Below are 16,845 nucleotides of genomic sequence, written 5' to 3'. Positions count from 1 at the left end.
CGGTGTTGGAACCGGTGACCGTGTAGGTGATGGTGTCGCCGCCCTTGACCGTCGAACCCGAAACGGGTGCAGCGGTCTTGGTGACTGCGAAACCGGGGGCAGCCGTCACCGGATGCTCGGTCTCCACAGCCGGAGGAGTGATCTCCGGACCCGTCGGAGGCTTCGCGATACCCGTGACATGGTTCTTCAGAACCGTGCCACCGGCAACACCGGCATCGACCTTCACCGCATAGGTGAGAACAACCGACTTACCCGCCGGCAGAACACCCGTCCACGTCAACGTATTGCCGTTGACAACCGGAGCCGTCGCAGGCTGACCGTCGATGGTCGCCGTCGGCGTCCCGATCAGATCGGCGTTGGCCAACACGGCAGTGAGATCATCCGTGATCGTCACCGGATCCAACGTGGTACTACCGGTGTTCGCACCGGTGACCGTGTAGGTGATGGTGTCGTTGCCGTTGACGGAGGTGGTCGTCGGTGGCACAGCAGACTTCGTGATCGTGAAACCAGGAACCGAGTGGTTGGTCTCCACGCCCGGGGGAGTGATCTCCGGACCCGTCGGAGGCTTCGCCGTACCGGTGACCTTGTTGTTCAGAACGGTGCCTGCAGCGACGCCGTCCTTGATCTTCACCTTGTAGGTGAGAACAACCGACTTGCCGGCCTCGAGTACACCCGTCCACGTCAACGTGGTGCCGCTCAGTGCCGGAGCGGCCACAGGTGCACCGTCGATCGTCGCCGTTATCGGGCCGTCGATGGCAGCATTGTTGAGAACGGCAGACAGATCATCAGTGATCATCGCCGGATCGAGCGTCGCCTTACCAGCGTTGGAGCCGGTCACGGTGTAGGTGATCGTCTCGCCAGCCTGAACCGTCGAACCAGAAACCGGATTGGCGGTCTTCGCCAGAGTGAATCCCGGAACCGAGTGGTTGGTCTCGACGGCCGGGGGAGTGATCTCCGGACCCGTCGGAGGCTTCGCGGTGCCGGTTACCTTGTTGTTCAGAACGGTGCCAGCTGCGACGCCGTCATTGATCTTCACCTTGTAGGTGAGCACAACCGACTGGCCAACGGCCAAATTCCCCGACCACGTCAGCGTGGAACCCGAGATGCTCGGTGTGCCAGGCAGTGATGAGGTAGGGGTGCCGACGATAGTCGCGCTGCTGAGAACAGCAGACAGATCGTCAGTGATCGTCGCCGGAGTCAGCGCCGTTTTACCCGTGTTCGTTCCGGTGACTGTGTAGGTGATCGTCTCGCCGGCCTGAACCGTCGAACCTGTCACAGGATCGGCAGTCTTCGTCAGCTCGAAACCCGGAATCGGGTGCGTTGTACAGAGGTTGGTGCTGGAATCACATGTCGTCGGAGGAGTTGTGGTCCCCGGCGCCAGGTAGTTGTTGAGGACCTTGTCCCCGAGAGTCTTGACCGTTGCGGTGTAGGTCACCGTTCCGGTCGTGTTGGCAGCAAGTGTGCCGCCGACCTTGAGTGTCTGCCCATCGAGAGCAGCGGTGAGACCGTTTGTTGCCTGAACCGCGGTGATGTCCGCGTTGTCCATCACGTCAGCCAGGTAATCGGTGTAGTCGATTGCCGCGGCGGCTGTGCCGGGATTCTGGAAATTCAGGGTGTAGGTGATCGTGTCGCCAACTTTGACAGCATCGCCGCTAGGTGGTGAAGACGATTTCTTTACAAGAACCGGAGTGTTGATGATCTTGCAGTATGCGTTGTCACCGGGTGCAAGTGCCACCTGCGCGACCTCACCTACTTGAAGGTTCTGAGAAACACCATTTACCTCACACTGCCAAGTGGTCGCATAGTTCGCGGTCTTGGTTGCCGATGTAGTGGGCTTCTCCCAGAATGTGACCGGAGTCGGTGTTGTATCCGCGAGCAGCATCCGCCAGCCGGTGGACGCCGCTGTGTCCGTAGCGCCGGTATTGGTGCTCTTCAGCTCCATTGCAGCAGCGTCTGCAGCGTTCGCGAACGTACCGGTACTCATACCGATGGTGAAATCGTCACCGGGAGTTACGCGGGTGAGGTCCTTGTCGATCTTGACCTTGGGCAGCAAAATGCCGAAAGCCAGACCCTGTCGAGACGTATCTGACGCCGTGTTTCCGAAGGTGCCCGAAAAAGTATTCGGTGCTGTCGCGGCGAGGACAACCGCGCCCGGGGAGTAATTCTTCGAGACGTCGTCATCCCACCACGAGTCGCATCGAACAGAAGTGGTTCCCAGTCCGGTCAGTCCATCCGCGCCACCCATGGTGCCGTTGCATGCCTGAAGGGGGGGCCACGTTGGAGTGGAATTCACACCCATAGTGCGCTCGATCAGACGAAAGGCCTTGTCCGACTCGAATGACAAGAACTCTTTGTCATCGACAGCAACCGGATCCGTAGATTCGGCATCGGCGACCACAAGTCCGTAGTTGTCGACCGAACCGTTCGGCCCGATCATATCGATATTATCGAGCTGGACCGTACCGCCCGACTGCACCCGGTTTGGCCCTTTCATGTCCGGGACTTCCTGATACAGAGCCGGCTTTACCGACTGCGGGACGCCGGTGTACGCGACGTCTCCAAGCGCGGAGTAGCCACTCAACGCGGGGAGCGGGTTCGCAGCGACACCCGTGTGCGGCTTTGCGGTAGAACCGTCGATCGAGTTCAGCAGCTTAGCGTTGAATTTGATCGTGTACAGGTCCGTCAGCTTGACCGTCATCGGCTGGCCGGCAGGAGTAGTGGCTGCGGCCTGGTTGAACGTCGACATGTCGATCCAGCAGATGTTCTGCGAGAAATTGCCGGTGTTGGGTGCACTGAAAGCACAGCCCGTAGGCGGTTGCTCGTCCGGAAGGACTGCAGCTCGAGCAGGTGCCTTGGCTTGAGCTGGGCCACCCTGAGCGAGGAGCGGCTGAGCTGAGGCAACCACTGCCGTCGCGCCGGAGATGCCCAGGATCATGGCAATGGTGGTCCACACCACAGTCCAGGCTCGCACCCAGGGCGGAAGCCCTGCGGTGAATATGGCCGACCGTGTCGGCGGTAAGTCGTTTGGCATTACTTTCTCTCCAGGATGGTCTGGGTGTGTCGAATGGTGATGTCTGTCGGAGTCCGGTGTGAGCAGGCATTTCCTGAACTGGATCGGGCCGTTGGGTCCGACTGCGGTGCGATGCCTTCACTCCGTGCACTGTTGCCCAATCGGTCTCCTTTTCGAGATCACATGTACGTAGCGGCAGAAGCTGTCCGTTGCGGACCTGCACCCCGAATCCCCGCGAACCGAGAGCAATCTTCTAGTTACTCCGTCAAAGATAGCAGAGAACAAACCCATTGCGGGTTTATATGGGTAAATTGGGCAATTTGTCTGATTTTGAGTGAAAACTTGGACGCGGGGCGGCATTTTTCTCGCCCCTTGCGTTCCAACTGACAAGAAGCCCACTGAAGGAATCATGCGTGGACCACCACCCGAGGATCCATCGCAAGGAGAACTTCACTTCCTGGCATATGCGCAGTTCAAGTTGTACACATGCAGAGTGACGGCCAGGTCGAAGACTTAATGGATCGTCCTCAACCGCCGGACAGACTCCTCGGGAAGCCTCAGTCGGTACTGCCGGTCGCCACCTGGACCGATTCGCCCGACAGTTACTGTCCGCCAGGCAGGACTTCCCGACAAACTACAGACAATGTGACAAACACGACATTTTTCAGCAACAAACAAGCTAAGGAAAGACTTGCTGAGGCGCAAATGCCAACCTCGACGAGGGTCGGCTACCCCAACCAGTCAAGAACCGCAGCGGCTGTCCACGACTGCTGCATGCTGCCCAACGGCTCCCCGGTAAACGGTTCGTAGTACTCGGCAAAACTGCCGTCGCTGGCCTGGCGCAAACCTTCCGAACGAAGAAGGTGCGAACGCTCAGCCCAACCACGACGCGCGAAGGCCCACGAGAACAGCCAGGTGATCACCGGCCACACCGGACCACGCCAATACTCACGCGGACGGAAATCACCCGACACCGGAGACGTCGACGGCGGAACGGCGAACCTCATGTCCGGATGCCCACAAAACTTCGGGCCCTCAAAAGTACGCAAGAGCGCACGCTCGGCATCACGGCTCAGACCGCCACACAACAACGGCGCAAACATCGCGATGGTCTCGGTATGCACCCAACGACCGGTGCGCAGATCAAAATCCTTGGCAGCGCCCGAACGCTCGTCAGTGGTACTGATAACGCCTTGCCGGAAACGGTCCGCCCAACCCCGCAAATCCCGCACATCGGAATTCGGTCGCGAATGCTCCTCGCCGATCGTGGCCAACACGTCACACGCCATCGAAAACACGGCTGAGACAAATACATCCTCGACAGCAAAACTCATTGCCGTCGAAAGCTGTTGGTCGTCGTAGCGCACCGACTTCATTTCCTCGAGCAGCCACAGATAGCGGTCGTACTCATGATTCTTGGGACGCTGCGAAAGATCCGTCACGACGGCAAGATCAGCACGCTGATACGCCGGGACATGCCCCGCAACAACATTCGCGTACGCAGCGTCCCAACGTGGAGAATTGTCCATCCCCGATTCCCACCCGTGGTACAGCGCGATGCGGCCATTGCCCTCGAGATCACGGGCTTCGGCAAGCCAACGATGCCACCGCACCAGGTCATTCCACCGTCGATCCAAGAACTCCTCGGCCACGGCCCGCGTCGTACGTCCGTGGCGACGCGAATGATCGAGGATTCGTTGCACCGCGATCGAGTGAACCGGAGGCTGGGTGATTCCCGACGTAGCAACCCCGACCGGCGCGTGCGCTGCCAAAGCATTGACGTCCCAACGCGTCGGGCCGGGAAAATAACCGTCGACGCCATTCGCGAACACGATGTGGGGAATCATTCCGTTCTTCCACTGCGCCGACAGCAAGGTATCGAGTTCGACGACCGCCCGCTCGACACTCAACGGCGCCAACCCCACCGCCACGAACGCCGCGTCCCAACTCCACATATGTGGATAAAGCTTGGGAGCAGCACTGGTCATGGTGCCCAGATCATTTCCGCGCAACAGGTACGCGGCTCGGGCAGCGAGCTGAGTCGGGGTGAATCCGCGGTCGGCCATAGACGTCCATTTTGCGTCGCGCAGGGCGTCTGCGCGATCCGACAGGCGCCATGATTCACCCTCGTGCCCGTTTTGCTGGTATTTCTACCTACGCGGCATCAAAACAAACAAGGCGGTCATGATTTATCGGCATCAAAGAAGAGGAGCGGGAACGCACAGCCCTGCGGCATTCGATGGTCATCGGGACTGCACTAGCTGTAATGGCGGCCGTCTGGGGTTGGATCTCGCAGTCGCAGGCAATCCTGCTCGACGGTGTGTACGCCCTGATCGCGATGATTCTGACCTGGCTGTCCCTACGCGTCTCACGGATCGCAGAGTCCGGACCTACTGCGCGCTTCCCATTCGGGACGCAAGCCTTGACTCCCGTGGTCATCGCAGTGCAGGGCGTGGCACTTCTGGCAACACTGGTCTATGCAGCGGCCGAGGCAATCCGTGTCATCTGGCCGGGGGAGCCGACGTTGCGGCCGGCTCGCTGGCCGCCTACGGAGCTATCAGTGCCGTCATATCAGTGATTATCTGGCAGTACATCGGCAAGCTCGACCGCACCTCCGCCTGCTGGTCGCTGAGGCCAAGCAGTGGGGTGCATCGGCGGCGTTGAGCGCACTGGTCGCCGCAGGAGCTGGCGTCGCAATGATCCTGGGCCGAACCAGCCTCTCGGGCGCGGATCGGTATGTCGACTCGGCATGGGTGCTTGTCGGTTGCACGATGCTGGTCCCACAGGTCGCGGCTCTACTCCGAACTGCAGTGGTGGAACTTCTCGAAGGCGCACCCAACGCACAAGTCCAAGCACATGTCCACGACGTGATAACGGCAGTTCGTGACGAATTCGGTTTGAACGAAACAGCTCTCATCATGAGCAAGGTCGGCAGGAAGGTGTACGTCGAAGCAATGTTCCTGGTTGGGCCGGACACCTGGGCGATCGCCGACGAAGACTCACTACGACGCTCATTCGCCACGTACCTCGGCGACCTACCCTACGAACCGTGGCTCAACATCGGACTGACCACCGACCCGGTACTGATGCTGTAGAACGCAATCACGCCTCGAAAATCCACTTCTGTTCGCCCATCGAAACTTTCCCTTGACTCGAATGGTTGTTCGAGTACAATTGAGGGCATGGATCGGGGGATCCAACCGGGGGGGGTGTTCAATGAGTAGTGACAGCATCAACGACATGACCGACGACGCAGCCGCCGGCATGCTCGCCGGATCCGCAGCCGGCCTACGCAGTCGAATCTGGCAACTCCGCCCCACAGACATACGCGAAATCGCCATCACCGCATCCGCGGAAATCCTTCGCCTCGAAGCCATTCGGGTAGTTGCCGTCGACGCCCTAGCCCTGAACCCCGACGAACAAGTACTCTGCTACCGCGGAGCCGGACGCTGGCTCGCCGCCAACACCATGCTGCAAATCCCCGCCGGCAACAAAATCGCCGCCCTCGGACTGGCACTACGCGCCTTCCCGACCGTCGCCGCTCAATTCGACGCCGGCAACCTCACCTTCGACCACACCGCCCTCATCGTCGCCTTCTGCGAAACACCACCAAAAGGCATGCCGGAAACAGCATTACCGCACTGCATCAACACTCTCCTCGCCGCAGCCTCCGGGATGGAAGCCACCACCGCGAAACTGCGGTATGCGATCGCGGTGCTCGAGCGGATCTTCGAATCCGACGACACCCCACCCGGCGAAGACGACGACCGCAACGAACTACGCATCTCCCCGACCCTGAACGGGAGAGTCGCGATCAAAGGCGATGTCGACTCACTGACCGGCGAAATGCTTCTCGCCGCACTGTCCGGGTTATCGATGCCGACCCCGGCCGCCGACGGCACCCCGGACCAGCGATCCGCCGCCAAACGCACCGCCGACGCCTTCACCGAACTGATCCGCCGCTACCTCGACAACGCTGCCACCGGAATTGACGGCGGCCAGCGCCCACACGTGAACGTGCACGTCAACGCGAAAGACCTTGCCGAGCACCGAAAATGCGCCAGCACCAGCGGACATACTTCCGGCGATGCCGACGGTAATCCGGTCCTCGATTTCGACAACCTCCACAACCTCGACGATCTCGACGTCGGCCACATGCCGTGGATGGGACCACTGAGCATCACCCGCACCCACATGCTGGCATGCGACTGCATGCTCTCCACCGTCCTGCTCGACGAGAACGGCGCACCCCTCGACGTCAGCCCACTGAAACGGCTGGTCTCAGCCGCGCAACGGACCGCGTTGATCGCCCGCGACAAAGGCTGCGCCTTCCCCGGCTGCGATTGCGTCCCCGCCTGGACAGACGCACACCACATCACACCGTGGTCCCAGAACGGGCCGACAGTGATGGACAACCTCACATTGCTGTGCCGCAGCCATCATCGGTTGGTGCACAACAAGTCCGGATTCGCCGGCCAGTGGGAAATCAAGATGGGCAGCGACCACAAACCGTGGTTCATACCGCCGCCGGCAATCGACCCCGAGCAGAAACCGCGTCGCTCGACCCAGCGGTGTTGATGCTGCAGCACAACAACATACGCGTCAGACTTCACACCGGGTAGAACCGGTGTGGAGTCCGCACGTCGTAATGCGCCTTCGTGTCGAAACGCCGGCCATTGCGAAAGTACAGCAGTAGCCGATTCCGGTACCGATCGAAATGCAGAACTGATACACATTCCAACCTCATGATATCGAAAGTCTTTGCACCCGAAGAGTCTTCGCCGAGATCGGAGCGGACCAACAACATTCGAACTTTCGGCACTCTCAGTTGCCCGCCCAGTCGAGAAGCACGTCGACCGTCCAGGTATTGACCACCCGATTGGCGTCGACGCCGCATTTCTCCGCCCGCTCACAACCGTAACCCTGCCACGCCAACTGACCGGGCGCGTGAGCGTCGGTGTCAATAGAGAAGAGGCAATCCAGTTCGAGCGCCAACTCGATCAGCCGCGATGGCGGGTCACGACGCTCGGGCCTCGAGTTGATCTCGACGGCGGTACCAGATTCACGGCACGCCTCGAAGACCTTTTCTGCGTCGAACTGCGATTCCGGGCGCGTGCCGCGAGCACCTTCAACGAGACGCCCGGTGCAATGGCCGAGAATATCGACGCGCGGATTACGCACTGCAGCAAGCATTCTGCGCGTCATAGCTTCGCGTTCGGATCTGAGTTTGGAATGCACACTCGCAACAACGATATCGAGCTCGTCGAGAAGATCCGGGTCTTGGTCCAACGAGCCGTCCTCGAGGATGTCTACTTCAATTCCGGTGAGAATGCGAAACGGCGCCAGCTCCGCATTGAGCCCGGCAATGACGTCGAGTTGGGCGCGAAGACGATCCGCCGAGAGCCCGTTGGCAACCGTCAAACGCGGCGAGTGGTCCGTGAGAGCGCAGTAATCGTGGCCCAACGCTGCCGCTCGTCGCATCATTTCCTCGATCGGACTGCCCCCGTCCGACCAATCGGAGTGCGTGTGAAGATCACCGCGCAATGCCTGACGCAGCGGGCCGTCACCAATCGGCTGAGCCTCACCTCGCAACTCCGCCAGATATTCGGGTACCCCGTCGTAAGACTGCGCGATGATGGTGGCTGTCTTGGGGCCTATCCCGGTGAGCGCCTTCCAACTGTCGGCTTTGCGACGCGATTCCTTGTCGTCGTCCGACAGCCCCGCAAAAACCTCCGCTGCCCGTCGGTAGGCCTTCACGCGGTGCGTTTCGGCACGCGATCGTTCGAGCCAGTATGCGATTTCACGAAGCGCTTCACCCGGTTCCATGAGTCCACTGTTCCGCCACCAGGCTCGTGCGGCAACCCTTGATGGCTTTACGCTGTGGTTATGGACGATCCGAGAGCACGATTCGCGGCCGCGCGGGCGGCAAGTCTGGCCACTGCCGACGCCACTGGAGTCCCGCACATCGTGCCGCTCGTGTTCGTGGTGGTCGGAGACACCCTCTATTCCTGTGTGGACCACAAACCGAAAACCACCACAGCGCTTCGTCGGCTCCGAAATATCTCACAGAACCCGCGAGTCAGCCTGTTGGTCGATCGTTACGACGACGAGTGGTCTCAGCTCTGGTGGGTACGGGCGGATGGGGAAGCAGAGATACTGGAGGCACCAACGTCCGAGGCAGAAAAAGCGATCGATGCATTGGCCCGGAAATACTCGCAGTACGTCGACACCCGTCCCGACGGCCAGGTGATCGCCGTCCGAAACCTACGATGGTCATCCTGGGAATCTGTGCCCGGCAACATCATCAGCGAGACGCAGAACATCGTTTCTCTATCGCACGTCAACGACCCAGCTACGACGCCGATCTTCCCTGGCGACCCGGAATTTACACTGTACACCGCTGCAACCATCAAAGCCGACGGCTACTACCTGCAGTACCTGAAGCAGGGTGAGCACACCGGAACACATTGGGGCGCACCGGCACACTTCGAAATCGGCGGACTCACCGCGGATCAACTGGATCCGGCAGACCTGTACCTTCCGGCAGTGAAGATTGACGTCCGAGCGCGGGCGGGCAACGAGGCTGACTACGTTCTCACTGTCGCCGATCTGGAAGAGTGGGAATCGGAGCACGGACGCATACCGAACGGGGCGGCTGTAATCGCTTGGACCGGCTGGGAATCACGTTGGGGCACAGATAGTTACGCCAACAATGATGATTCCGGCGTGTGCCATCAGCCAGGCTTCAGCATCGAAGCTGTTCAGTGGCTCCTCACCTCCGGCCGGCTGGGCAGACAGGGCGCCCTGGGTATCGATACCTTCGGTCCGGACCCCGGCAATGACAGCAGCTACGCCGTCTCGAAACTTCTGTACGGTGAGCGTCGAATCAGCCTGGAAAATCTGGCCAACCTGAGCGCGCTACCCACTACCGGAGCCCACATACTGGCGGGCGGCACCGTCAATCGGGGAGGTTCGGGATCGCCGGCGTCGATCTACGCACTGCTTGGCTAGGACGTCTACTTAGCTAGGCTGGGCGAATGCGTCCTACTGCCTTGATCACCGGTTCCAGCCGCGGCCTCGGAGCTGCCATTGCACGCGAACTGGCACCCACGCATAACCTGCTGCTGGGTGCGCGGTCTACAAGCTCTCTCGAGTCGATTGCCGCCGAGCTACCCCGTTCAACGCCGTGGCCCGTCGACCTCACCGATTACGACGCCGTAGCCGCCGCGGCCGACTCGATCGATAATTTGAACGTCCTGGTCCACAACGCCGGTATCGCAGACCTCGGCACCATCGAAGAATCCTCCGTCGAACAGTGGCGACGCACCTTCGAGGCCAATGTCATTGCCGTCGCTGAACTGACGCGGCTTCTGCTGCCCGCATTGCGCGCCTCGAACGGCCACGTCGTGCTGATCAACTCCGGTGCCGGGCTACGCTCCAACGCAGGCTGGGCGTCGTATGCCGCTAGTAAGTTCGCGCTCCGCGCCTTCGGAGACGCCCTGCGGCTCGAAGAGCCTTCGTTGCGCGTGACGTCCATTCATCCCGGACGCATCGATACCGACATGCAACGCGAGATCATTACCGGCGCGGGCGGGGATTACGACCCGACGCTCTTCCTCAAGCCGTCCACAGTCGCGCAGGCAGTTCGGGTGGCCGTCGAAACTCCCGCCGACGCCCACCCGACGGAGATCGTCCTCCGCCCCACAGGATCCCGATGAGGAGTGACACTTGGGGAATCCCGAGTCAGACGTTTCTGCTCTGGTACCTCGTGGGAGCAGCTGTCGCCGTTGCCCTCTCGTTGACCCTTCGGATGCGTGCACGGGAATCACCAGGCAGAGCAACGCGTCCACTGACCCCACCGGAAGTCGGTGCCTTAACCAGTGATTTTCAGGCGATTCTCGCGTCGGTAACCATCCTCCGCAGCGCTGAAATGATCACGATCGGAGGGAAGTTCAAGCGCGCACTGTTCGCGCAAGACATGCAGCACCTCGACTGGTTCACCCGTACAGTCCATGAACAGCTCGGTAAAGGCGCGGTACCGCTGCACCGAGTTCGCTTGGTAAAGAGGCTGAATATTCCACTGGTTCAACTACGTTCAACGCTGATGGACGAGGGCTATCTTCAGCGCCCACAAAGCGGTGTCGATGCCGCAATGCGGATCGCTCCGATCGCGGCCGTGATCGCTGTCGGTTCCATCCGACTGGTCGCGGGTATCGCCAGTGGTCACCCAGTCGGCTTTCTACTCGCGATCCTGGCCGTACTCGTGGCACTGACCATCTACGTGCGCCGCGACACTCGACGAACCAGATTCGGAGATGCAGAACTCGAGCGCCTCAAACAGGAGAACTCATTCCTCTCCCCAAATTTGAACCCCTCGTTCTCCAGCTACGGACCGTCATTTGCCGGCCTGTCGGCGGCCCTGTTCGGCACCGGCGCACTGGTTCTCATCGACCCATCCCTGGCCAGTGCCGTATCGGCTAGCCCCGGAGCCGGCACTGGCGGCGGCGGGAGCTCGAGCGGATCGGACAGCGGTAGCGGTAGCGGTGGCAGCAGTTGTGGAAGCTCCGACAGCGGCGGTGGTTCCAGCGGGTGCGGCGGGTGATACTACAAGGGTTGGGTATCGGTTGGCGCCCTGAAATTGCGGGGATCATCGCGCAGCTCAACGGCTTGGCGTTCTGCGAAGTGATTGCCGAGACTATTCACAAGCACGTGCCTCTGGAACTGGAATCGTTGTGCATTCCAGTTATCCCTCATGGAATCTCACTGTCTCTGGGCGGCGCGGAGACGCTGGACGCTCACCGCGTCGATCATCTGGCCCGTGTGGCTGCGTTGCTCCACGCTCCGATGGTCAGTGAGCACATCGCGTTTGTCCGGGCCGGCGGCATCGAGGCCGGACACCTGCTCCCGGTACCCCGCTCTTACGAGGCTCTGGATGCGCTCACCCGCAACATCACCCGAACCCAGGACTGCTTACCGGTGCCACTGGCGGTGGAGAACATTGCGGCGCTCTTCGACTGGCCCGACAACGAGCTGACGGAAGCAGAATTTCTGTCCGAGCTGATCGAGCGTACCGGCGTGCGTCTCGTTGTGGATATTGCCAACGTCTACGCGAATGCTCTTAATCGGCAACGTGACCCGTGGGCGGAATTGAGCCGGCTGCCGCTCGATCACATTTCCTACTGCCACATCGCCGGCGGCAGTATTCGCAACGGCAAATATCATGACACCCATACCGATCCGGTACCCGAACCGGTATTGGAACTGCTCACCCGTCTCACCGCGGAAGGGCATCACCCGGCAGTGATGCTCGAGCGGGACGGTAACTATCCGCCGGCATTGGAACTGCTCGACGAACTCGATGCCATCGCTGACGCAGCAAAACTGACCCTCATCACCGCCGGAACGCACTGGTCACGCGCATGAGCAGTCTCGAGGCTCGCCAGGCGGCTCTGGTTCGCGCCCTTGTCGACGGCACGCAACCACCTCCGGGATTCGACCGCGACGCATTCGCTGCGGCGTCGGAAATGTTAGCGCGCAAACGCTTACGGAAGACTTCTCCGATTCGTCTCCGGTGGTATCAGCGTCTATTACGTAAGTGAGACAACAGCTTCACTCGTGTACATCAGGAAGGTCATCGACTCCTGGAAGTACAGTTCCACCGAGTTTGCGTCGTGAGATAGGTAGCCGATCGACAGGTCCTGCCCGATATGCAGCTCGTAATCCCCACCGCGAGTAGACATCAGGAATGCACCGTCGATAGCCGGCGCCCAGATTATGTCGCCGTCGAGTACGCGTCGGATGTGCTCGCGAATGGGGTAGCCGTGATCGGAGGTCTCGTTGATCTGGGTGAATGCATCGGCGTTGAGCAGCAACGAGTACGGCCCATTGACGCCGGCCAAACGCAAGGATGTGAGCGCCTGGCTGATGGCCTCCGGATAGTCCTTGGCGTCGGCGGGCAGCGCCAGTTCGGGGTTGGATCCGCTAGCGCGAACACCCGTGATGTTCGCGGCCGGGTATCCCTCGAACACGGCGCGGTCCTCGGCAAACGCAATCTTCTTCGCGGCATCTTTTACCGGCTGCCAATCGGAATCCTTTGCGCCGCGCTCGACGTCGTCGATTGCCTGGCGACTGACAGTGAACGGCACCCGCAGTTCGATGATCGGCTGCGACTGACGAGCGTGGGCAATCACGCCGTCCGAGAGTGAACTGATGGGAACCTGATGACCCAACGCAACGCAGGCTAGATCAACACCCGCCGGACCTTCGACGTCGACGACGCGTCGGCCGGCCACATGACGCTTGAAGGTGCGGCTGGCTTCTTCCTCGATTTCGGCCCACGCCGGCGCCGAAATGGGTGCTAGATCGCGGTGCAAATTTGTCATTACCAGTCACTCCTTTTGAGGCTGCCGATTCCGAGAGAACCGTCAGAGTTCGGCGCTGTGAACTTAGCTGGGGGCACAAGGCGAGTCGGAAGATCCGGGGGATCATCCAGAAAATCTGCCGTCGGAACAAAGAAGTTGATTCCGGTGACAGCAGTAGAGAATTCGAGAATTCGGTCAGTGTTTCCGGGCGGGTTTCCGATGAACATGTTGGTCAGCATCTGCTCGGTCACGGTCGGCGACGCTGAATATCCGATGAAGTACGTGCCCATCTCAGCCGATCCGACGTGGCCGAACGGCATGTTGTCACGCAGGATCTGAATCTGCTGCCCGGACTCGTCCTCGATGACCGTGAGCGCGGTGTGCGCGTTGGACGGCTTGATCTCGTCGTCCATCTCGAGGTCTTCGAGTTTTGAACGCCCGATGACGTTTTCCTGTTCCGAGATGGGCAAAGCATTCCACCCGGACATGTCGTGAAGGTACTTCTGCACGATGACATAACTACTGCCCGCAAACTCGGGGTCTTCGTCACCGACTGTGACGGCAACGAATGCTGCTTGACCGGCTGGATTTTCGGTCCCGTCGACGAAGCCCATCAGATCGCGTTGCTCAAAGTATTTGAACCCGTGGACCTCGTCGATCACCGTCGCCGCCCCGGTCAATCGGTTCGTGACAACGGTCGCGTACTCGAAACACAGGTCCATCTGCCGGGCACGGATGTGAAACAACAGATCACCCGAAGTCCGGGGCGCGTGGTGCTTGTCGCCGGTCAATTCGACAAACGGATGTAAGTCCGCTGGTCTCGGCCCCTCGAACAGCCGATCCCAGGCGTCCGAGCCGATTCCGACGACGGTAGCCAACCCGCCCGCCGGAACCCGGAATCCGATGGATCGCTGCAGGCCGGAGAGGTCTGCCAGGATGTCATGAACTGCCTGATCACCGCCCTCGTCGATGGTGAAGACGAGGAAGATCGCGGCTTCGGTGAGAGGCGTCAGCAGGGGTTGCGGTATCGCGGGTGTTGAAGGTGCAGGCAAGCTCATTTCAGCCTCATCGATTGCACTCGTTTCCGCCATGCACCTCAGTATGGATGATTCGGACACTAGATGCAGCGGACGATCAAGGCATCGCAGCTTGCGCCGCCGGATCGAAGCCGGCGGGAATCTCGTAGATCCGCCCGTCGAACCCGGCGCGGTAGAGGTGCCCGGCCGCAAAGCCTGAGGTGCCGCGGCCGTACGTCAGCACACTCGATGCTTGCAGGCCACTGGTGAGCGCGCAGTACTGGCCGGGCCCGTCGATGCGCCACACCTCGCCACTGATATCCGTCGGGACAATCGGACGATCGTAAGAATCGAGCGTCAAACCGTCAGGTGCAGCTAAGGTTTCAAGTCCGCCGAGATCGACCAACGATTCGGAGTATCCCGGATTGTCGACAGAAATACGGCTTACTCCGGGGTTGGCAAACGTACGCGAGACGTACAGCCAGCGATTGTCCGAACTCAGCGCCGCACCGTTTGCACTCGGAAAAGTAGCCCACGCCGGGTCGACGGCACCATTCGGACTCACTTTGCCGATCAGCGAACCGAAATCGTTGGTAGCGAAGATTGTTCCGTCATGTGCCACGGCCAAGCCGTTTGCGGCGCTCAAACCGCCTGCAAACGGCGTAACCGCGCCGGTATTGACATCGACGCGGGCTACGGACGCCTGACGCGTCAGATCGCCGATCAGAACCCCCGCATTGGTTCCGGTTCCCACCAGCAGTGAACCGTCGGGACTCCACGCGAGCGCGCCGGCGCCACCGGGCACCGTCGCTATCGGAACTGCCGCCTGGCCCGGGGCGTCGACGCGGAAGATTTGTCGGCTCACCAGGTCCGTCGTATACAGGCGGCCCTGGCCGTCGACGGTGACTCCTTCGAGGGCGGCACCGGGAATCTGTGCGCTGAGAATTGCCGGCGACGACCCCGGGCATAGCTGCGCCGCACTGGCACCGGAAACACCCAGCGCGAGAAACGAACCGGCAACAAGTACTCCGGTGATACCAACACGAATACCGCGATCGACGATTCTGGTTCGCATCTGCGCAACCGTAGACCTTTTGCGATGATTCGACTAGAGACTGCGCACAAACTCCACCAGAAGTTCACTGACCTCGTCGGCACGTTCCTGCTGAACGAAGTGCCCCGCACCTTCGAGGAGATGGACACCGCGCAGGTCCGGCACGGTTCCCTTCATGCGCACCAATGCCTTCGGGCCGCTCATTGCAATCACCGGGTCTTCAGCACCCGCAACGAAGAGTGTCGGAACCGTAATGTGGGCGCCGTTCAAGTCCTCACTGCGTTCCCAGTTCGCGTCGTACGCGCGGTACCAGTTCAGACCACCGGTGAAACCTGTTGCAGTAAAGGTCTTTACATAGACATCGAAATCTTCTTCGGTAAGCCACGACCACGGCAGCGGCGGAGCCTCCGGAAGTACGTCCAGGTAACCGTTGCCTTCGGACGAGTTCTTCCAGACGTCGAGATACCGATATCCACCGGAAAGCGCGAAGAACAGTCGGTGCAAGAACTCGCGAGGGTGAGCGTCAAGTTCTCGCTCGGCCACACCCGGTTCCTGAAAATAGTGAATGTGCAGAAAGTGTTTGGCCGCCATCGACGCGTAGATCACGGAAGGTCGGGCCGGAAATCGATCCGGCGCATACGGCACCGCCAAGGAGACCAGTCCCGCAACGCGTTCCGGGTATCGCAGCGCCGTTGTCCAGGCAGCCGGAGCCCCGAAATCGTGGCCGACAAACACAGCCTTGTCGATCTCCAAGGCGTCGAGAAGCGCAATCATGCGCTCTGCCACAGCATCATTGGTGTAGTCGACGATGTCACTCGGCCGCGTCGTTCCACCGTAACCTGGCATGTCCAGGGCAATCGCCCGGAACCCGGCATTCGCAAGTGCCGCGGACTGATGCCGGTAGCTGTACCCGAGACCGGGGAAGCCGTGGCACATCACCACAGCTTGCCCCGAACCCGAATCGTCCAGCTGCCAACGAAATCCGTCGACGTCAATCACCTTCAGGGTCATATCAGCTCTGGATCATGTCTTCCTGGCCCCAGAAGGCGCGCATCGACGTGATCTTCGCGTCGTCGTCGAAAGTCATGACATCGATGGGTGTGATGGTCAGACGCTTGTCACCCATTTTTGTGATGAGCGAGAAGTGGAATGCCGCTTCATTTCCCGCAATGCGCAGAGCCTCGAGGTGAGCTTCCTGATCAAAATTCTCGATTACGGAATAGAACTCGTGGATCGACTCGCGGGTTGTGCGCACATCGGTGCCCACCGGGTCTTCGACCGTGGCACCCTCGGCATACAGGGCGACAACCTCGTCGGCAGTGCCAGTGGCAACCGCGTTCATGTATGCCTCGACGGTCTTACGAATTGCTTCTGCGGACGGTGCCATGAAATACCCCTCGTAGT

Annotated in this window: 15 protein-coding genes and 1 pseudogene; 8 read left to right on the top strand and 8 right to left on the bottom strand. The window is 60.5% G+C overall.

What is annotated here, in order from left to right; translation table 11 throughout:
* Both MTX36_RS19385 and MTX36_RS19380 read right to left on the bottom strand, forming a co-directional pair.
* Positions 1-3,031: isopeptide-forming domain-containing fimbrial protein (locus tag MTX36_RS19385; RefSeq protein ID WP_243621309.1), on the bottom strand; the 3,031-nt coding region annotated here is incomplete at its 3' end.
* Between the two features lie 707 nt (positions 3,032-3,738).
* The gene (locus tag MTX36_RS19380; RefSeq protein ID WP_243621308.1) at positions 3,739-5,076 is read right to left on the bottom strand and encodes a glycogen debranching protein; all 1,338 of its coding nucleotides are present in this window, start codon (positions 5,074-5,076) and stop codon (positions 3,739-3,741) included.
* Between the two features lie 200 nt (positions 5,077-5,276).
* Between MTX36_RS19380 and MTX36_RS19375 the strand changes: the two genes are divergently transcribed.
* The 3 genes from MTX36_RS19375 (at position 5,277) to MTX36_RS19365 (ending at position 7,588) form a co-directional block, all read left to right on the top strand.
* Positions 5,277-5,588, top strand: coding sequence for a cation transporter (locus tag MTX36_RS19375; RefSeq protein WP_243621307.1), 312 nt, complete (start codon positions 5,277-5,279; stop codon positions 5,586-5,588).
* Between the two features lie 82 nt (positions 5,589-5,670).
* Entirely contained in the window at positions 5,671-6,105 is a 435-nt protein-coding gene (locus MTX36_RS19370; RefSeq protein ID WP_243621306.1) for a hypothetical protein, read from the top strand.
* Between the two features lie 121 nt (positions 6,106-6,226).
* Positions 6,227-7,588 (top strand): HNH endonuclease signature motif containing protein, encoded by a 1,362-nt coding sequence (locus MTX36_RS19365; RefSeq protein WP_243621305.1) that lies wholly within the window; start codon positions 6,227-6,229, stop codon positions 7,586-7,588.
* 246 nt (positions 7,589-7,834) lie between these two features.
* Here MTX36_RS19365 and MTX36_RS19360 read toward each other — a convergent pair whose 3' ends face one another.
* A complete protein-coding gene (locus MTX36_RS19360) occupies positions 7,835-8,836 on the bottom strand; it encodes a PHP domain-containing protein (protein WP_243621304.1) in 1,002 nt (333 codons plus the stop codon).
* A 60-nt stretch (positions 8,837-8,896) separates the two neighbouring features.
* On the opposite strand from MTX36_RS19360, the pseudogene MTX36_RS19355 reads away from it, so the two are divergent.
* From MTX36_RS19355 to MTX36_RS19335, 5 genes and pseudogenes are all read left to right on the top strand, one after another.
* Positions 8,897-9,301 (top strand): annotated as a pseudogene (locus MTX36_RS19355) (TIGR03668 family PPOX class F420-dependent oxidoreductase); the annotation flags it as partial.
* Between the two features lie 12 nt (positions 9,302-9,313).
* Positions 9,314-10,021 (top strand): cyclase family protein, encoded by a 708-nt coding sequence (locus MTX36_RS19350; RefSeq protein WP_374230503.1) that lies wholly within the window; start codon positions 9,314-9,316, stop codon positions 10,019-10,021.
* A gap of 26 nt (positions 10,022-10,047) precedes the next feature.
* Positions 10,048-10,728 (top strand): SDR family oxidoreductase, encoded by a 681-nt coding sequence (locus MTX36_RS19345; protein ID WP_243621303.1) that lies wholly within the window; start codon positions 10,048-10,050, stop codon positions 10,726-10,728.
* A complete protein-coding gene (locus tag MTX36_RS19340) occupies positions 10,725-11,612 on the top strand; it encodes a TIGR04222 domain-containing membrane protein (RefSeq protein WP_243621302.1) in 888 nt (295 codons plus the stop codon). The genes MTX36_RS19345 and MTX36_RS19340 overlap by 4 nt, the downstream gene beginning before the upstream one ends.
* Positions 11,609-12,433 carry a DUF692 domain-containing protein gene (locus MTX36_RS19335; RefSeq protein WP_243621301.1) on the top strand — a complete coding sequence of 275 codons (825 nt, stop codon included), beginning with the start codon at positions 11,609-11,611 and terminating at the stop codon, positions 12,431-12,433. The genes MTX36_RS19340 and MTX36_RS19335 overlap by 4 nt, the downstream gene beginning before the upstream one ends.
* 164 nt (positions 12,434-12,597) lie before the next feature.
* Here the strand turns inward: MTX36_RS19335 and MTX36_RS19330 are convergent, their stop codons facing one another.
* From MTX36_RS19330 to MTX36_RS19310, 5 genes are read right to left on the bottom strand one after another with little or no spacing between them, the layout of a single operon-like run.
* Entirely contained in the window at positions 12,598-13,392 is a 795-nt protein-coding gene (locus tag MTX36_RS19330) for a family 1 encapsulin nanocompartment shell protein (protein ID WP_243621300.1), read from the bottom strand.
* Entirely contained in the window at positions 13,392-14,462 is a 1,071-nt protein-coding gene (locus MTX36_RS19325; RefSeq protein ID WP_374230502.1) for a Dyp-type peroxidase, read from the bottom strand. The genes MTX36_RS19330 and MTX36_RS19325 overlap by 1 nt, the downstream gene beginning before the upstream one ends.
* A 43-nt stretch (positions 14,463-14,505) precedes the next feature.
* Complete coding sequence (locus MTX36_RS19320) at positions 14,506-15,462, bottom strand: SMP-30/gluconolactonase/LRE family protein (protein ID WP_243621299.1); 957 nt, start codon at positions 15,460-15,462, stop codon at positions 14,506-14,508.
* A 33-nt stretch (positions 15,463-15,495) separates the two neighbouring features.
* Entirely contained in the window at positions 15,496-16,452 is a 957-nt protein-coding gene (locus MTX36_RS19315) for an alpha/beta fold hydrolase (protein ID WP_243621298.1), read from the bottom strand.
* 1 nt (position 16,453) lies between these two features.
* Positions 16,454-16,828 (bottom strand): nuclear transport factor 2 family protein, encoded by a 375-nt coding sequence (locus MTX36_RS19310; protein WP_094270558.1) that lies wholly within the window; start codon positions 16,826-16,828, stop codon positions 16,454-16,456.
* Between the last annotated feature and the right edge of the window lie 17 nt (positions 16,829-16,845).

This window comes from Rhodococcus sp. ARC_M6, assembly GCF_022810305.1.
In the GTDB taxonomy this organism is placed as follows: domain Bacteria; phylum Actinomycetota; class Actinomycetes; order Mycobacteriales; family Mycobacteriaceae; genus Rhodococcus_F.
This window is presented reverse-complemented; position numbering and strand designations above follow the sequence as displayed.

Coding starts and splice junctions, on each gene's coding strand:
- MTX36_RS19320 (WP_243621299.1), bottom strand. CDS start 15,462: ATGCGAACCAGAATCGTCGATCGCGGTATTCGTGTTGGTATCACCGGA.
- MTX36_RS19340 (WP_243621302.1), top strand. CDS start 10,725: ATGAGGAGTGACACTTGGGGAATCCCGAGTCAGACGTTTCTGCTCTGG.
- MTX36_RS19365 (WP_243621305.1), top strand. CDS start 6,227: ATGAGTAGTGACAGCATCAACGACATGACCGACGACGCAGCCGCCGGC.
- MTX36_RS19325 (WP_374230502.1), bottom strand. CDS start 14,462: ATGGCGGAAACGAGTGCAATCGATGAGGCTGAAATGAGCTTGCCTGCA.
- MTX36_RS19345 (WP_243621303.1), top strand. CDS start 10,048: ATGCGTCCTACTGCCTTGATCACCGGTTCCAGCCGCGGCCTCGGAGCT.
- MTX36_RS19375 (WP_243621307.1), top strand. CDS start 5,277: ATGGCGGCCGTCTGGGGTTGGATCTCGCAGTCGCAGGCAATCCTGCTC.
- MTX36_RS19310 (WP_094270558.1), bottom strand. CDS start 16,828: ATGGCACCGTCCGCAGAAGCAATTCGTAAGACCGTCGAGGCATACATG.
- MTX36_RS19330 (WP_243621300.1), bottom strand. CDS start 13,392: ATGACAAATTTGCACCGCGATCTAGCACCCATTTCGGCGCCGGCGTGG.
- MTX36_RS19360 (WP_243621304.1), bottom strand. CDS start 8,836: ATGGAACCGGGTGAAGCGCTTCGTGAAATCGCATACTGGCTCGAACGA.
- MTX36_RS19315 (WP_243621298.1), bottom strand. CDS start 16,452: ATGACCCTGAAGGTGATTGACGTCGACGGATTTCGTTGGCAGCTGGAC.
- MTX36_RS19380 (WP_243621308.1), bottom strand. CDS start 5,076: ATGGCCGACCGCGGATTCACCCCGACTCAGCTCGCTGCCCGAGCCGCG.